The 16218-nt window shown below is 29.9% G+C and carries 16 protein-coding genes and 3 pseudogenes; 5 read left to right on the forward strand and 14 right to left on the reverse strand.

Annotated features, from left to right (window positions below):
- Positions 1-269 (reverse strand): annotated as a pseudogene (locus tag PW5551_RS03845) (ABC transporter ATP-binding protein); the annotation flags it as partial.
- Positions 270-886: 617 nt separating this feature from the next.
- On the opposite strand from PW5551_RS03845, the gene PW5551_RS03850 reads away from it, so the two are divergent.
- Positions 887-1153 carry a hypothetical protein gene (locus PW5551_RS03850; RefSeq protein WP_233488427.1) on the forward strand — a complete coding sequence of 89 codons (267 nt, stop codon included), beginning with the start codon at positions 887-889 and terminating at the stop codon, positions 1151-1153.
- 106 nt (positions 1154-1259) lie between these two features.
- A complete protein-coding gene (locus PW5551_RS03855; protein ID WP_113074486.1) occupies positions 1260-1697 on the forward strand; it encodes a nucleotidyltransferase domain-containing protein in 438 nt (145 codons plus the stop codon).
- A 111-nt stretch (positions 1698-1808) separates the two neighbouring features.
- Here PW5551_RS03855 and PW5551_RS03860 read toward each other — a convergent pair whose 3' ends face one another.
- The 7 genes from PW5551_RS03860 to PW5551_RS03890 form a co-directional block, all read right to left on the reverse strand.
- Positions 1809-3014 (reverse strand): ABC transporter permease, encoded by a 1206-nt coding sequence (locus PW5551_RS03860; RefSeq protein WP_113074487.1) that lies wholly within the window; start codon positions 3012-3014, stop codon positions 1809-1811.
- 98 nt (positions 3015-3112) lie between these two features.
- Complete coding sequence (locus tag PW5551_RS03865; RefSeq protein WP_113074488.1) at positions 3113-4144, reverse strand: efflux RND transporter periplasmic adaptor subunit; 1032 nt, start codon at positions 4142-4144, stop codon at positions 3113-3115.
- Between the two features lie 125 nt (positions 4145-4269).
- A complete protein-coding gene (locus PW5551_RS03870; protein WP_113074489.1) occupies positions 4270-5082 on the reverse strand; it encodes an ABC transporter permease in 813 nt (270 codons plus the stop codon).
- The gene (locus PW5551_RS03875) at positions 5079-6032 is read right to left on the reverse strand and encodes an ATP-binding cassette domain-containing protein (RefSeq protein ID WP_370445903.1); all 954 of its coding nucleotides are present in this window, start codon (positions 6030-6032) and stop codon (positions 5079-5081) included. Before PW5551_RS03875 ends, PW5551_RS03870 begins: the two co-directional genes overlap by 4 nt.
- A 221-nt stretch (positions 6033-6253) precedes the next feature.
- On the reverse strand, positions 6254-6436 hold the full coding sequence (locus PW5551_RS03880) for a hypothetical protein (protein WP_113074491.1): 183 nt from the start codon (positions 6434-6436) through the stop codon (positions 6254-6256).
- Positions 6437-6452: 16 nt separating this feature from the next.
- Positions 6453-7802, reverse strand: coding sequence for a radical SAM/SPASM domain-containing protein (locus tag PW5551_RS03885; protein ID WP_113074492.1), 1350 nt, complete (start codon positions 7800-7802; stop codon positions 6453-6455).
- Positions 7783-9135, reverse strand: a complete 1353-nt coding sequence (locus PW5551_RS03890; protein ID WP_113074493.1) for a radical SAM/SPASM domain-containing protein — start codon at positions 9133-9135, stop codon at positions 7783-7785. The genes PW5551_RS03885 and PW5551_RS03890 overlap by 20 nt, the downstream gene beginning before the upstream one ends.
- Before the next feature lie 483 nt (positions 9136-9618).
- On the opposite strand from PW5551_RS03890, the gene PW5551_RS03895 reads away from it, so the two are divergent.
- Positions 9619-9801: a hypothetical protein gene (locus PW5551_RS03895; protein WP_113074494.1), complete on the forward strand. Its 183-nt coding sequence runs from the start codon at positions 9619-9621 to the stop codon at positions 9799-9801.
- Here PW5551_RS03895 and PW5551_RS03900 read toward each other — a convergent pair.
- The 5 genes from PW5551_RS03900 to PW5551_RS10160 form a co-directional block, all read right to left on the reverse strand.
- Entirely contained in the window at positions 9796-11031 is a 1236-nt protein-coding gene (locus PW5551_RS03900) for an MFS transporter (RefSeq protein WP_113074495.1), read from the reverse strand. The genes PW5551_RS03895 and PW5551_RS03900 overlap by 6 nt on opposite strands.
- Before the next feature lie 110 nt (positions 11032-11141).
- Entirely contained in the window at positions 11142-12554 is a 1413-nt protein-coding gene (locus PW5551_RS03905) for a B12-binding domain-containing radical SAM protein (RefSeq protein ID WP_113074496.1), read from the reverse strand.
- Positions 12555-12596: 42 nt separating this feature from the next.
- Entirely contained in the window at positions 12597-13109 is a 513-nt protein-coding gene (locus tag PW5551_RS03910; protein WP_158526131.1) for an SPASM domain-containing protein, read from the reverse strand.
- On the reverse strand, positions 13070-13966 hold the full coding sequence (locus PW5551_RS03915) for a radical SAM protein (protein ID WP_113074498.1): 897 nt from the start codon (positions 13964-13966) through the stop codon (positions 13070-13072). The genes PW5551_RS03910 and PW5551_RS03915 overlap by 40 nt, the downstream gene beginning before the upstream one ends.
- A gap of 153 nt (positions 13967-14119) precedes the next feature.
- On the reverse strand, positions 14120-14278 hold the full coding sequence (locus PW5551_RS10160) for a hypothetical protein (RefSeq protein ID WP_158245400.1): 159 nt from the start codon (positions 14276-14278) through the stop codon (positions 14120-14122).
- 78 nt (positions 14279-14356) lie between these two features.
- Here PW5551_RS10160 and PW5551_RS03920 point away from each other — a divergent pair.
- Positions 14357-14602: pseudogene (locus PW5551_RS03920) on the forward strand (integrase core domain-containing protein); the annotation flags it as partial.
- Between the two features lie 136 nt (positions 14603-14738).
- On the opposite strand, the gene PW5551_RS10165 reads toward PW5551_RS03920, so the two are convergent.
- Complete coding sequence (locus tag PW5551_RS10165) at positions 14739-14882, reverse strand: hypothetical protein (protein WP_158245401.1); 144 nt, start codon at positions 14880-14882, stop codon at positions 14739-14741.
- A 355-nt stretch (positions 14883-15237) separates the two neighbouring features.
- On the opposite strand from PW5551_RS10165, the pseudogene PW5551_RS03925 reads away from it, so the two are divergent.
- Positions 15238-16218: pseudogene (locus PW5551_RS03925) on the forward strand (hypothetical protein); the annotation flags it as partial.

Below are 16218 nucleotides of genomic sequence, written 5' to 3' on the forward strand. Positions count from 1 at the left end.
TTCATAGATTTGTAATATCCATAGTTAACAAAAAAAGATATGATTCTTTCTAATAAAACAACAAGGACAAAAAAGAAAAAGAAAGGCAATATCTGAGAAAATTTGTTTTTACCAATTATATCATCGATAAAGTATCTAATTAAAAAAGGAGACACGACTGAAACTAACAATAATATTGGAGCAAGAATAAGAGGAATTTTTTGATACTTTATATATTTTTTAGAATATTTTAAAAGTTTCATATAACTTTTATTTTTCTTTTTTTTCATTATTTCCCATCCTTAACAGTATTTTTAATATATTCAAATAATAAATCTTTTATAACATTCCTTACGGAAAAGGAATCGTTGATCTTTACTTCCTAACTCATTATATTTTATTACTAAGTTTTTGGTTTATTTCCACAAGAAACAACGAAGCAACCACAAGCTGGCACTACTCTCGAACTTGTGTTTAACTTTGTCATTTTATTCACCTCCTCCCGTTTTAATTTTTGTTATCTCTCCTGCAGGATGTTTCCTTTGCTCACTATGTTCAAATATTCGTCATTTTTTTAATCCTTTTTGCAATACTCTTTAAAAGATTAAAATCCATAACTTATTTTGATAAATAAAATTTCTGTACCCTATTTTTATCATACCCTTTTCTATATGATTTTCAAGTAATTTTTTTATTGGGCTTAAATATAGTTAGAAACGTATTTTCAGAGATTGGCTCAAAAAACCTTATGTAAACTTTAATTAAGATGTTTTTTATCATGTTTTGTACTCTGTTTTCGCTTTCTCTTTATTGATGATAGTTATGATTTAATTAATTAAAAAGAGAAAAACGATTAACTATTGACTTGTTAACATTGGAATCAAAGTAAATATTATGTTGTTTTTAAATGACAATTACGGAACAAAAACAGATATATGTAGAAGGAGATAATTCAAATGCTTTTAGAATTAGAATAAAAAAGTTCATAATGAACTATGGAAGGTATTATGAAATAAGAAACATACCAAAAGAATTAAGACCAAAGGTACCAAAAGAAATTAATGTATTTGTGAAGAAATACACTTTAAAAAGAAGATTATCTGCAACTTCTTTCTATGTTTTTGAAGGTGAAGAAAGAAAAGAACTTATTGAAACTTTGGAAGTGTTTGCTTGAGCACAAAAGAAAAATTAATTTCGAGATGATTTGGAAAATAGATCTTAATTTTTGTTGACTAATTTATGTTAAAATATATATGGAAAAAATACAGCAGGTGTAAAATATGAATATTAATAAATATGAATTGTTAGAGTCTCTTTGTAAAAAATATAAAATTGGCTTGGTTTATCTTTTTGGCTCACAAAAAGATAAAGCCTTTAAATTATTAAGTAGCGATTCAGATGATGTCAAAATAGGTGATCCTCTTACTGATATAGATGTAGGAGTAGTCTTTCTATTTGAATTGGAAAAGGTTAAACATGTGTACAAATTATATTCTGCTGTATATAATGATTTTGAAGAGATTTTTAAGCCATACAAGTTAGACCTTGTTTTTTTGCAAGAAACTCATTCTGTATTTCAAGTTGAAGCTGTAAAAGGAATATGTGTATATTATGTATCAGAAAAGTTTAAAGATGAATATGAAATGGTAATATTAAGACGAGCTGTAGATTTCAAATACGTTTTGGATCTATACAGAAAAGAAGCATTAGAAAAATAATAATAATAATAAATAATTCTTGAAAGGAATGAAATTTAGAATGATTGGAGAAGAATGAAAGAAATGGTAAAATAAAATAAGGGATGAGGCCGTTTCCAGAATATCATCCCTTCATTCATATCTTAAAGCTTCAACCGGACTCAATTTGGAAGCTTGATTGGCTGGATATATACCAAAAAACAAGCCTATTGCCACTGAAATACCAAAAGATAAAACTATAGACTTCCAAGTTATCAACGTACTTAATCCAAATGCTCGACCAAAATAAGCAATCAAGGTTGATAAAAATCCTCCCAACATTATTCCTATTAAACCTGCTACTACCGTTAAGATTATACTTTCAACTAAAAACTCAAGCAGTATCCTTTGTCTTGTTGCTCCTATCGCCATTTTTATACCTATCTCTCTTGTCCTTTCTTTGACTGTAACAAGCATTATATTCATTATCCCTATTCCACCAACTACTAACGATATTGCCGCTATCCCTACTAATATGACATTAATAATTCCTACAATTTGATTTGTTGCTTCTAACATAGCGTTTTGACTTATTATACTGTAATATTTTGTATCTTTAAATTTATTAAAGAGATAAAGATCGACTCCCGCTAATGCTAAGTCTGAACTATTTTCATCGATAGAGGTGGCGAGTATCTGTCTTGTTCTTCCTCTGTAATTAAATATCCTATAATCTGCAAAACGATTAGGTATTATTATCATTTCATCTACATTGAAAGCTATCCTAGTACCTGTTTTCTTTAACACACCTATTACCTCAAATGAAAGTTTTATACTTCCCTTATTAGTAGTAAAATGTAAAGTAATTTGTTTCCCCAAAGGGTTTTCACTTTGAAATAATTTATTAGCTACATTATAGCCAATAACGGCAACGTTTCTAAAATCATCTTCATTTTCTATAGCTCTTCCATACGCGAGTTCTAAATTCATCGTTTCAAAAATTGAAGGGAAAGCTCCAAATACTAAGCAATCGGTACTTTTCTGAGCGGTTGTTGTATTAACTCCACCCCAAGTCAGGACGCTTGTTGCTGATTTAATGTATGGAATCTGATTTTGCATATTTTCAGCATCTTGTATTGTCATGGGATTTGAAGAATAAAAAGAAGTTTCGCTGGAATTAATAAGCATAATGTCGGCTCCTAAACCTCCAAGTGTATCAACTATCTGTTTACGAGCCCCATCTCCTATTGTTATAATGGTCATAACTGCTCCAACGCCTATTATTATTCCAAGCATTGAAAGAAATGTCCTTAATTTATTAGAAAGTAATGACCTTATCGTCTCTTTAAGTATTTCCACCTACATTCACCTCTATAGACTGAACCTGGCTAAAGCTCTTTTTACTGCCATTCTCCGTTGTTGCCTCTAGAAAGTTTAGTAGGTTTATCAAATGAAATTTATATTTGGATACCATAATTTTGCAGTATTCTTTGGGCGTCTTCTTGAGAAGGTAAAACCAAAACCGTATCTCCTACTTTCAATCCTTCTGTTATTTCTACTACACTGCTAGTTTCTCTACCTGTTTGCACATGAACCGGTTCCATCCCACCTTCTGCTGTTTTTTTATACACAAACTTACTTCCGTTTTCTCCATAATACAAAGCTTCTTTTGGAATAGCTACAGTGTTTTCTAATCTTAATGTAACTATTTCTATATCTACTGTCATTCCGGAAAATATATTATATTTTAAGGGGTCTTCAATGAATACTATTTCAATAGGTACAATCACAATGCCACTCCCACTTACAACAATACCGCTTTCTGTAGTCGAAGAAAAACTTATCCACTCTATTCTACCTGGTAGTTCTAAGTTCAGCGGCTCTATTTTTATTGTTGCTTCCATTCCTTCTTTTACATAGGGATATTCTATTTCGTCCACTGCCGATTTAACTTTTATTGTATCAGCATTAATTATTACAAAAGCTGTGTCTGTGTTTCTTATTACATCTCCCTTTGAAATATTAACTTCGTTAACTATACCTGACACAGGTGCTTTTATCTGTGTATCCTCTAAATTCTTTTTGGCCTTTTCTAACTGTAATCGCTTTACTTCTTTCATCCTTTCTCCAATATTAGTTGAGGATTCGTAATCATTCAACGCATTTAAATACGCTATCTGATAATCAAGATCATCTATCTTTGCTATAACTTGGCCCTTTTCTACCTTGTCTCCCTTTTTAACATATACTTCTACTACTTCCCCTGATACTTTTGGAATAACAGACTCAATTTCTGCTGTTATATTCCCTATAACTTCTATCGAATCTCCTATTTCTCCTGATCTTACTTGGTATTCTAAATATAAAGAAGGAAGTCCACTCGATTGAGTTCGGGCAGTATTACCAGTTGGAAAGATTATTATTCCTATAACCACAACTATTGCTATTATTACTATCGAGCCTATCGTTATCTTTCCTCTTTTTTTCAATTTTCATCACCTTCTTCTAACTATATTTGAACTATTTTTTATTGTAATGTCTATTGAATATACCTTAAACCGTTGTTATGAATCCGCTTGTTTGAGATAAATAGAATTTTGATACTTTATTGATTTTAATACTCAATCAAACTACCAGTTTCTCTTGCCTTATTGAAACCAAATCTGAACAGTAATAATCCCAAAGGTATTGTAAGTAAACTCATTATTATCAAAACTGTTATCTCGTTTTTTACATCCATAAACGTGGCTCCTGTTAGTAACGATTTTCTTAAAGCACTTAAAGCATATGTGGGTGGCAAAAAATATGAAAAACTCCTCAACCATGCTGGTAATATGGATATTGGGTATAGTACTCCACTAACAAGGCCAGACAGTGTACTAAAAATCCAACTTATTGGATCTCCCATCTTTGTTACCATTATTACTCCTGCACTCATAAGCCCTATCCCACTTATACATATTATTGAAAGTATTAAAATGAATAACGATAAAATTATATTTATTGTCATTTGAATATCGAATATCAAAACCAGAAACAAAAAAATAACTCCTACATTTATTGTAGTCCATATGAAACTGTTTATTCCATTGAATATTAACAGTTGCCACAATGGTGTGTTACTCATCAATAAATACTCGAGTGTTCCCATTGTTTGTTCTGACCTTATAGAATTTCTAAAAGAATCTAATGCAACTGAGACATAACTCATATACATTGTTCCTGTTATTAGAAATGCCATTAAGTCTCCACCGTATGGTTCAAGCAAGGGGAAGGTGTTCCCTTCTTGCAAAAAATTAGCCATGAATCCAAACCTTAAAACACCTATCAGCATACTTGCTATTCCAAGTATTGCGTACGTTCTATAACTGAAGTTTGTTATGAATCCTCTTTTAATGAATATCCATAATTTTTTTAAAAAACTCATTTTTTATCATTCCTTACAAAGTTTATGAATACTTCTTCTATTGAAGGTGTTTCAACATTTATTGTAAGTATCTTTCTGTCTTGGTTTTTCAGTTTTTCTATCAGTTGATCAAGTACTTCTGAAGAATTTTCGACTTCTATTTCAAATTCGTCATCTTTTATCTTTCTAAATAGGTTTATCTTTTCTTTGATGCCGTCTTGTGCGATTAAATCTTCACTGATACCTTTATCTATTTTCACTTTTATTATTTCTTTTTTTAATACTTTTTTTAAGTTTTCTTTTTTATCAACAGCGAGCATATTCCCTTTGTTTAATATGCCTATCCTATCGGCAAGAAGTTCTGCTTCATGCATATCGTGTGTGGAAAGTATAATAGTTTTATTTTTATCCTTGAGAGATAGAATTATGTCTCTTATCTCACTTGCGCTTATTGGGTCGATGGAAGATGTTGGTTCATCGAATATGTATACATTAGGATCATGTAATAATGCTCTTGCTAAAGAAAGTTTTTTCTTCATACCGGTTGAGTATTTCATATACTTTAAATCTTTGGCGTCTTCTAAATTGAACAGATTGAGTAAAAAATTTATCCTTTCTTTTAAGTCCTTACCTTTTATACCGTACAAAGTACCAAAGAATTCAAGGTTTTGATAACCATTCAATCTGTAATAAAATGATCTTTCAAATCCTGTTGATAACCCTATCGATTTTCTTACCTTGTACTCATCTTTTTTAATGTTGTATCCGTTAACCCAAGCATCTCCATATGTTGGTAGTATGAGAGTGGAGATGGTTTTTAGAAAGGTAGTTTTCCCTGCTCCATTTGGTCCAAGCAAAACAAATATTTCTCCATTTTGAATGGATAGGTTTATATCTTGTATGGCTTTTATTTCTTTCTTTTTTACTTTAAATATCTTCGTTAGGTTTTGTGTTTTTATCGTTTCCAGAATATCGTCCCTTCATTCATATCTTACGAAAGATGGAAATTAAACAAACATACACTATTTTGCATCATTATCATGCAATAATCATTACCTTTTCGATATTTTTAAGATCACATTTTTATTTATATCGTGGATGCAGTAAATCTCATCCTAAAGATACTACGATTGAACCCTACTTTTCGATTGATTAATCTCTGCCATCATTTCTAATTGCAAATAAGGCTAATTTAATTGTTTTCTCCATTTGCACATTGCCAAGGAAATTTTTTATCCCGACATAGTGTGTTACACTGTGGATTGTGGCAATAATCACAATTTTTAACTGTTTCGCAACCTTCCTTCTCGCCATTTTCTCCACAAGCAGCTAAATATCTGTCTTTATCAAACACAGGTTCATTTATGAATTCCATAATTTCACCACCCCTTTTAAATTTTTACTCCTAATTTTTTATTAGATAATAAAGAAACCATTTCTTTTAGATTGTATTTTAAAGGAATGCATGTGTATGGTTTCCTCCATGGAGAGCCATTTAACCTATCAACAACAACTGCATTAAAAACGCATCCTCCCATACACATTGGAAGTACAGAACATTCCATACATTTTTGATCTTCGAATGGTTCGTAAGTTATCCATTTTTCAAATTTATGGTTTAATTCTATATCTTCTTTTGTTATTTTACCTACAGAAGAAAATTTATTTCCTATCTCTCCCCAACATTTGTAAATACTCCCATCGACATCTATTACACAACTATTTTTACATAAGGCATCACATCTGGCCATTCTTAATCTTCTAAATGGATTGAATGGATAATCGTGTATGAGTGTGATGACTTCTTTGTAAAGTTCTGCTTCCACATTAGCAAATTCTCTCAATGTAAGCATTTCATCATTAAACCCAGTAGATAGTTCTTCCACAACCTCAACTGGTTGAAAATCAAAATCAACTCTCCATCTCTTTTCTGCAAGAATCTTTATCATTTTTTTCACATTTTCTATACTATTTTTAGAGATATTTGTTCTAATGGTTACATACATCTTATCTTGTGCATAGTTTATATTTTCCATAATTTTATCAAAAGTAGGCTTGTCATTTTTAGTCTTTCTATACTTGTCATGAAGAGTCTTATCTCCATCAATTGTTATTATTACTGAGTTTACTCCACAGTTCAGTAGTCTATTGACAATGTCATGAGTTAACAAATAACCGTTCGTTACGACATTCGCTTCATACTTTACGTCGAACTTCTTACACATTTCTTCAAAACCTTTACTTAACGTTTCTAATTCATCAAGTGCAAGAAGCGGTTCTCCTCCATAAAAAGTTATGCTCAATACTTTAGGGTGTTCTTCCTCAAATCTTTTTTCCGTCATATTTAGAATTGTGTTTACAAGGTTTTTGGCTATTTTTGCGGGTTTCTTATCCATTAAAGTTATCAACATTTGTTGATAGCAATAAACACAAGAAAAATTACATTCTTCGGTTAGACTTATCGTGTATCTTAAAAATCTATCACTGTATTTGTAATTGTTTAACCTCATTTTCAAATATGTTATTTCGTCAAATTCATCAGGAATAATGTATAATCCTTTTTTCAACTTTTCTATATCTTCGTCAGATAGTTTTATTTCTTCTATATTTCCACTTTCAAGAACTTCTTTAACTTCTTTTACTTTGTTTGGTTCAACATATAGAATGGCATTTGAAATGCTATTAAATAAAATGAGATAGTTATCTTTTTCTATAAGCTTATTATACCTTGATACTTTCATCTTTTTCCACCGCTTTCAGCTTTCTTTCCATGTCTTTTGTGAAATACCACAATCTTGCGAAAGATTCTAAAGCAGTTTTTTCTTCTGGGCATCCTCTGACTCCTGAATTCACTATAGCATTTCTACATCCTCCAAAACATTGGGGAAGTAACTTGCACTTTTTACATTCTTCATCTTGAAAAGCATCATGTTTATACCATAAAAGATACTTTGTTTTATCATATTCGATGCCATTGCCTGTTACTTTTCCAAAGTCGTTCCCCTCATTTACTGCAACTGTGCAAGGAAAAACTTCACCTTTAGGCCCTATTAAAATAGAAGATTCACAGTCATATTCACAATAAATCGGATTAGAAAGAATAGGAAGAAAAGTTTCAAATCCTTTTTGAGCTGCATAGTAATAGAATTTAGCCAACTTTTCGTAAGAATTTTCTCCTCTAAAATTCATAACTTCATGGTGAATTTCTTTCTCTGTTTCCCCACCTTGAAATATCCATCTAAAATAAATTCTTAGACGGTTTTTGGGAAGAATTTTAAGCGCATCCACCAACTTATATATTGCGTCATAATTATCTGGACCAACGTTAACTCTTAGAGTTATTCTTGCTTCTTTTGTCAATTCGAAGAAATTTTTTATATTTTCAAACAAGGTATCAAACGTTGGTCCTCCACCCTTTAAGGGCCTATACTTGTCATGGTATTCTTTTGGGCCATCAAGAGTTATTTGTACGTTGCGTATCATTAATTCGTCAAATAGCTTGGCTTTTTCAGCTGAAAGTAAGTATCCATTTGTTGAAATGGAAGAAGAAAAATTAGTTTTATATTCTTCACAGGTTTTTATCACTTTCTCATTGATATATTTTATAGTATCAAATCTTAAAAGAGGTTCACCACCAAACCAGCCAATATGTATTCTTCGCTTGCTTTTTGCTACAATTGAAATATAATTTGCAACTGTTTCAGTTGTTTGATCATCCATAGTTGGTCCTTCATGTGTTTCATAGCAATAAATACAATCCAAATTGCATCTCATTGTAGGCATTATTGTGAAACTTATGAAACTAACACCATATCTACTTCTATAGTTCATTGTCTTTAGATGTTGCATTTCATCAAAATTCTCTTCTATTAAATAACCACCATATATAAGGTTATTTTTTAAATCTACATATTCTCTTGACCATTCTTTATTTGGCGATTCCATTATTTCTTTTATTTTATTATATTTTTCTTTATTTACAGTCGCAATAGCTTCTGTTAAAAGATTAACAAAAACAACTTTGTCTCCATCCTCAAAAATAACATTATAATTCGAGTTTTTATATCTTAGCATTCAAATAACCTCCCCTATTATAATGTTTAGTCGCTTTAGAAATTCTAAAACTTAAGTTTTATCAATATTTTAGCATTAAATTTTTTCTTCATGTCAAAAGACCTTTGATTGTTGCCTAAAAAAGCGAGTTCACTGACTTGGATATCATAATTTGATAAATAAAACTTCTGTACTCTATGTTTATCATACCCTTTTCTATATGATAAGCAAGTGATTTTTTTATTGAGCTCAAATATAGATTAGAATATATTTTTAGAGATTACCTCAAAAAAGCTTATGTAAACTTTAATTTCGATGTTTTTTATCGTGTTTTATACTCTGTTTTCGCTTTCCCTTTTTTGATAAGGGTTATGATACAATAGTTTAAAGATAAAAAAGTAACTGTATATTCACTCGTTAACATTGGAACAAAAGTAAATATTATGTTATTTTTAAATAACAATCAGGAAACAAAGCAGATATATTCATAAGGAGATAATTCAAATGCCTTTAAAATTAGTTACTAAGTTATCAACTTGTGGACAGTTTGGAAGGTCATTCATGAACTATCTTGAATCAATTTCTTTAAACGATAAAACAATAACAAACCCTTTGGAATTTGTTTTGTTATATATGATTTTAAAGATTATTACACCAAGCAAAAGGTCAACCACCCCGCCTCTATAGACGGTGGGTGGTTGACCCTTGTTCTTCAACTTTAGCCCTTTTTGATGCATAGGGAATTAGTAGGTAGAATAGAGAAAGGATAGCTATAATGATTCCATAAGAAATTATCAGTTGGTTGATAGATAAAAACAACAGCAAAAGGCTGACAAACATATATCCTATAGGTCTTAGTATGCTGTTAAACATGCTTCTAAAAGAAAAAACTCTACCTCTGTAGTATCGATCAGTCTCTCTTTGCAATATAACGCTTATAATAATATTGTCGTAACCAATCAAAAGTCCCTGAATAAACAATAAAACCGCAAGAATCCAGAAAGAGCTAATTACTCCGATCATTGAGAAAGTAATGCCCAATATTACCCCAAATATCGTCATCCATAAATATTTTCTCTTTACTTCTGTTATAAACGACATCAATATACCGCATACTAAACTTCCAACCGAAGACATTGCTTGGAGAATTCCATATCCTTCAGCACCTATTTTTAATACTTCTTGAGTTATAACAGGGAGTAAAACAAAAAGAGCTAATCCAAAGAAATCTGAAGCACCTTCTAACAATATAAGTCCTTTTATTTCTATCTTTTTCCATGCATATGCGAATCCTTCTTTTATCCCTGTGAAAGTTTTAATCTCTGTGACGACTTTTCCTATCTCTTCTTTGTAGTTTATAAAAATTTCACAAATTGCAGAAGCTATAAATAGTAATCCATTGAAAATTACAACACCTTGTAATCCTAAAAAAGCCACTAATATCCCACCTATTCCTAAACCAACTAACTGAGCAAGCATATTTGCAGAAGACATAAGTGAATTAGCTTTTGACAAATCTTCATCTTTAACTATCAAAGGAATCAAAGTTTGAAAAGAAGATCCCATAAAACTTCCAACGAATTGTTGAACAAAAATAGTTATTGAAAGCATCCAAATATTCAAAATATTCATTTTTAGTAATAAAGCTAAAAATAGTAATACTATACCATCTATTAGAGAAGAACTAACTAATATATTCTTTTTCTTCCTTTTATCAACAAACAATCCTACAAACGGAGCAGTAATAATTATAGGGAGAGCCTGAAAACTCAGCACTACACTAACAGCTGTGGCTCCACCAAGTTCACTTGCAGCTGTCCAAACAACAGATATGAAAAAAATTGATCCCCCAAGAGTACCAAGTAACGTTCCCAAAAATAATAATAAGAAATTCTTATTTCTTAAAAGTAATTCCATGATTTGTTTTTTCCCCCTTATTTTTTCAAAGTTATAAAAAATTATTTACAAATTATTATAACAAAAGTTAGAGAAAATATTTGCTTATAGATTACTTTATTATGTAGAATTTATCTTCGATTAATTAAACAGCTAGATGAAAAGTAATTCTCCAAATTTCCCTTGCTTATATTTTTTCGCTTTAAAGGAATGAAAGAATTCTTAACACTAAAATAAAGTTCTTTCTGATAATTAAGCAAATTATTTAATGTCAATTCATCATTTAAAAATTTGGGTATCCCTATATCATAATTTTTATATAAATCGTCAGAATAATACCTATATATTTTTTGATTATGATCATATTTATTAAAAAAATCTGTACCCGGGAAAGGTGTCGCGAAAGCACAAGAAATTGAATCTAATTCCAAGCTTTTAGCAAACTTAATGGTTTCCCTAATAGTTTTATTGTTATCCCATGGGAAATCAATAATAAAAGAACCAACTACTGCCATCCCCGATTCTTTAATGTTATTTACAGCCTTTAAAACAAGATCAAAACTGTTCGGTTTTAAAACTTTTTTATAAGTATTTGCATCCCCGGATTCTAATCCTAAAAATACTGATTTACACCCAGCTTTCCTCATTAATTTAAGTAAATTTAAATTTTGAGTGTCTACTGCTCTTGCTTCACATTGCCAATTTATTTTATAATTGTTTTTTAGAATGCCTTCGCAAATTTCTGCAACTCTTTTTTGATCAACCATGAAAGTGTCATCTGTAAAACTAATCAAAAATTCCTTTGATTTTTTTAAAGTATGAGTATGAAAATTAATTTCAGCCAAAATATTTTCTGCAGTTCTTTGACGATAAACACCACCCCATATTACTCTTGCATCACAAAAAGAACACTTTGAGGGACACCCCCGTGAAGTTATCATTAAATAAGAATCATATGTCCAATGATAGGGTAAAAATGAATAATCGGGAAAAGGAATATTATCTATGTCCTGAATTAGAGGCCTATCTTCAGTTTTTACCCATTTATTACCACTTCTGAAAATAATTCCTTTGATTTCTTCAAGCTCTTTTTTATTTGAGTAAGAAGTGACTGATGCAAGCTCTTTGAAGGTTTCTTCTCCTTCTCCAATTACCCCTATATCAGCCTTATTTTTATTCATTTCCATTAATGTTAGCTGAAAATGATAGTTATTTTCATTCATCATGGAAGTTGTTATATGAGGGCCTCCAACTATGGTAATAATATTTGGGTTAATTTCTTTTGCGATGCAAGAAATTTTTAAACCATCATGAAAATTTACTGTTTTTAAAGACAGTCCCAGTATGTCGGGTTTAAATCTTTTAATTATTCCTATTATATTATTTTCAAATTGTCTAGCAAGATTAAAATCATAAATTAAAATCTTGTTATTTAAAGTATTAAGGCTTGATGCCAAGTATAGCAAACCCAATGGAGGTTGTATAGACCTATTCCAAGGTGTGATACTATTCAAGGTTGGAGATACCAACAAAATCCTTCTCATTTTTTAACCCTCTCTTTATTTATTGCTTCAAAAATATATCTTTCATTGAAACAATTCATCATAATAGTAATCAAACAACAATTCAAGTATTTTCTTTAACTCGGATTTAATGCAAAAATTATGAAGTGGATTGTTGAATTTATTGATTGCTTCTAAGGTACAACCTCCTCCACAAATGGCTGCATAATTACACTCTAAACAGCTTTTCAGGTTAAAGATTGTTCTATTTCTCCATTTTCTTAATTTCTCCGATTCTAAGCTCAATTCAGGAAGAAAAGTACCTACACTATATTCCTTTCTTCCAATTATATCTGGACAAGCATATATATCTCCACATAAATCTAAAACATAAGTATGAAAATTAGAATCACAATGAGAAAAAATAGGAATATAAGGTTTTTTATTATCTACTACATATTGTATATATTTAGCTCCTGGCCAAGCTGCCAGAGAAATATTATCCTTAATTCCTTTATATTTTTCAAAATAAATTAAAAGTTTTTCTAAAATATGATTTATATTGGCAAAACCAGAGTAATTTCTTTCTTGTCCCAATTCTCCAACGACTGCTGGAGCAATATAAAGGTTCTCATAAGAAAAATTTTTTCTTTATTACATATTTCTATTAATTCTGGCAAATGTTCTATATTATTCAAATCTAAATTTATTCTAAGATGAACTTTAAAATTTGATTTCAGTAAGGATTTCATATTATTCATTATCAAATCAAAACTTCCTTTACCGTCTTTGAAAATCCTTCTTTTGTCATGTATATTCTTCGGGCCATCAATAGTTATTTGAATGGTATCTACATCATATTTTTTTAATAAATCTATATACTTATGAATGGTACTTCCATTAGTAACGATTTTTATATGTTTAAAGTCCCATATTCGAGCTCTGTCAAGGATTTTTTCAATTTTTTCTTTCATTCCAGGCATATCTATCAAAGGTTCTCCACCAAAAATAGCTAATGCTTTTTCAGCAAATAATTTTTCATTTTTCAAAGCATTCATTGCTGTAAAAGCTTTTTCAATAACTTCGTCGCTAATTATAGAATTATTATTTTTGATTTCATCTTTTTCAAAACAATATGCACACTTAAAGTTACAGTTGTAAGTAGGAACAAGTACAAATGACATGGCTTTTTCACTCATTACTTCATTATAAAGATTGTACATTTCAATAATCCTTGTATATTCTTCTTCAGCCCTTTGGTACAAAAATCCACTTTCCAAAAATTCATCTATAGTAGCTGTTCCTAAATTTTTCAAATCTGCTAATGATCTTTTCTCAAAAATCTTACCGATTTGTGGATTAACAGAAATCATAGCCCCAACTAAAGGATTCCAAAGAATTGTTTTCTCTCTTTTTGATAATTCTATTATTATATTATTTTTGCTAAACTGCATTTTATTAATCCCCCTTTTTCAATTTCATAGTACAAATTAAATCTTTTAAAAAGCAATTATCTTTGTTAGGATGCTCTACCTGAGTTGCATTAATTGAATTATTACCTTTCAGTAGTTATATAGGCTCAGGCAAAAAAGCCTGAGCCTAATTTTCTAACAACCGGAATCACAAATATTCATAATTTCTCTCTTTGCTGTAGAAAAATCCACTCCTGCTTTTTTTAAGAGTTCCTTGTTTTGTTCTTTATTAATATTCCATAGGTCTTTCGGATTGAGTGCTTTCTTAACTTCAATTTCCTGAGTTAATTTCACTTTTCTGCACCTCCTCTCGCTTTCAATTTTATTTTCCTGCAGGATGTTTCCTTTGCGCGCAAATATCTTATTTTTTACAAAAACAATCCTAATTCACAAGCATTCATTGAATCACATCATTCAAGCCTTGAAAGAGAGTTTGTTCAACTGAATTCTTTTGAAAATATTGAAGATGCTTTCCAAGCTTACAACGCTTATATGTTCTTTTATCATAACTTAAGACCACATGGTTCTTTGAATTATATGACACCGAGTGAATTTAGTAGAATCTTTTCTGATGATAATAATTGTTTTAATTGCAAAACTATTTTTGTGAAAAAGTAAGATTTCCTTATTTATTCTCCAATAACAGGGGGTCAGGCCGATTCCTTCCCTTTAATAATACATTCCCAACTTACTAAACACTTCTCATCTTTTTAATCCTTTTCACAAAACTTTTTAAAAAGTTTAAATTCTGCACTTACCAACTTTCTTCGATATAACTTATAATTTCTCCAATTTTAAATCCATTTGTTCTATCTTCTGAAGTATTATCACCTCCAAAAACAAATATTCCCCCCAACTCTAAAATAATGATTAAGAATATTACAATAAGTCTCTTCACTTTTTTCTTCACCCCCATAGCTTATTTTGATAAATAAAACTTCTGTACTCTATGTTTATCATACCCTTTTCTATATGATAAACAAGTGATTTTTTTATTGAGCTCAAATATAGATTAGAATATATTTTTAGAGAGATTACCTTAAAAAACCTTATGTAAACTTTAATTAAGACAAATTTTATTCTGTTTAATGGAATTATCTTGCATTTTTTACTTTTTATCAATATTATGTTATAATTAATTTTGAGTTACAAACTTCTTTTTTTGAGAAATTCTCTAAGTTGAATTTAAGTAAAAAATAAAAGATGAATGTATCAAAATAGTAAACATTAGATGACTAAGGTGGGTTAGTAAAATGACTCTTCAATCTTTAGTGAAGATAATTACCTATGGACAATTTTCAAGGCCATTTTTGAATTATATTGTTGATTATCTAAAGAATGAATCAACAAAACAACATGAAGAATTTATTGATTACATTGATGTATTGAAATTAAAATGGGATGCAAAATATGAAGAAGCACTTGAAAAAATTGAAGAAGGAATAAAAGGATTATCAAAAGGTGGTTTGTATTATCTTTTTTTAGAACAAAAATTGATTATTTTAAAAAGGTTAAAAGATGTTAAAGAAGTTGAAGTAATATACAAAGAATTAAGAGATAACTTTGGTAATATTCCTCAATATGTTAGAGGACTCGTTGTAGAATCTTTAAGAAACATACGAGAATTGTATTATGAATCCAATGAAAGTATGGAAAAGGTTCGACATTGGAGTGAAGAATACGAAAACAATCCTGTTGATAAAGGATTTATCCTCATGGCTGATGCAAGAAAGAAAAAGAATGAAGGAAGATATGAAGAAGCGACTCAGCTAAATATTAAAGCATTTAAGATTTTGAAAGATGTTCCACATCCATCTGGAATAGTACAAGCTTTAAACAATATAAGTTGGTGGTTAAAAGATGTAGATAAAAGTATAGCTTTAAACTTTAGCTTTCCATTGGGATTTTACCTTGGTTATTACTTTGACGATTATAACTTTAATGTTTTCAATTCACTTGATACTATCTTTCAAGCACAAAAAGAAAGCAACGATCCAATGATGTATGAAACAGCTTTTATCTTCTCAAAGTGTTTATCAAAGGTTGATAAAGAAAGATGCAATATTTTAAAAAAACAATGTGGAAAAAGTATCAATCAGCTAAAATACTGTGTTTTTAACTTAGATAACCGTTATTACTTAAACACAAAAACATTAAAAAATTTCATAAAACAAGAAATAGAAAAAGAGCAAATTCCTATTAAAGAACTAAATATCTCAAAAAGAACGTTGAAT

This window comes from Petrotoga sp. 9PW.55.5.1, from assembly GCF_003265365.1.
In the GTDB taxonomy this organism is placed as follows: domain Bacteria; phylum Thermotogota; class Thermotogae; order Petrotogales; family Petrotogaceae; genus Petrotoga.

Coding starts and splice junctions, on each gene's coding strand:
- PW5551_RS03905 (WP_113074496.1), bottom strand. CDS start 12,554: ATGAGAAGGATTTTGTTGGTATCTCCAACCTTGAATAGTATCACACCT.
- PW5551_RS03880 (WP_113074491.1), bottom strand. CDS start 6,436: ATGGAATTCATAAATGAACCTGTGTTTGATAAAGACAGATATTTAGCT.
- PW5551_RS03870 (WP_113074489.1), bottom strand. CDS start 5,082: ATGAGTTTTTTAAAAAAATTATGGATATTCATTAAAAGAGGATTCATA.
- PW5551_RS03915 (WP_113074498.1), bottom strand. CDS start 13,966: ATGCAGTTTAGCAAAAATAATATAATAATAGAATTATCAAAAAGAGAG.
- PW5551_RS03855 (WP_113074486.1), top strand. CDS start 1,260: ATGAATATTAATAAATATGAATTGTTAGAGTCTCTTTGTAAAAAATAT.
- PW5551_RS03885 (WP_113074492.1), bottom strand. CDS start 7,802: ATGAAAGTATCAAGGTATAATAAGCTTATAGAAAAAGATAACTATCTC.
- PW5551_RS03895 (WP_113074494.1), top strand. CDS start 9,619: ATGCCTTTAAAATTAGTTACTAAGTTATCAACTTGTGGACAGTTTGGA.
- PW5551_RS03890 (WP_113074493.1), bottom strand. CDS start 9,135: ATGCTAAGATATAAAAACTCGAATTATAATGTTATTTTTGAGGATGGA.
- PW5551_RS03850 (WP_233488427.1), top strand. CDS start 887: ATGACAATTACGGAACAAAAACAGATATATGTAGAAGGAGATAATTCA.
- PW5551_RS03900 (WP_113074495.1), bottom strand. CDS start 11,031: ATGGAATTACTTTTAAGAAATAAGAATTTCTTATTATTATTTTTGGGA.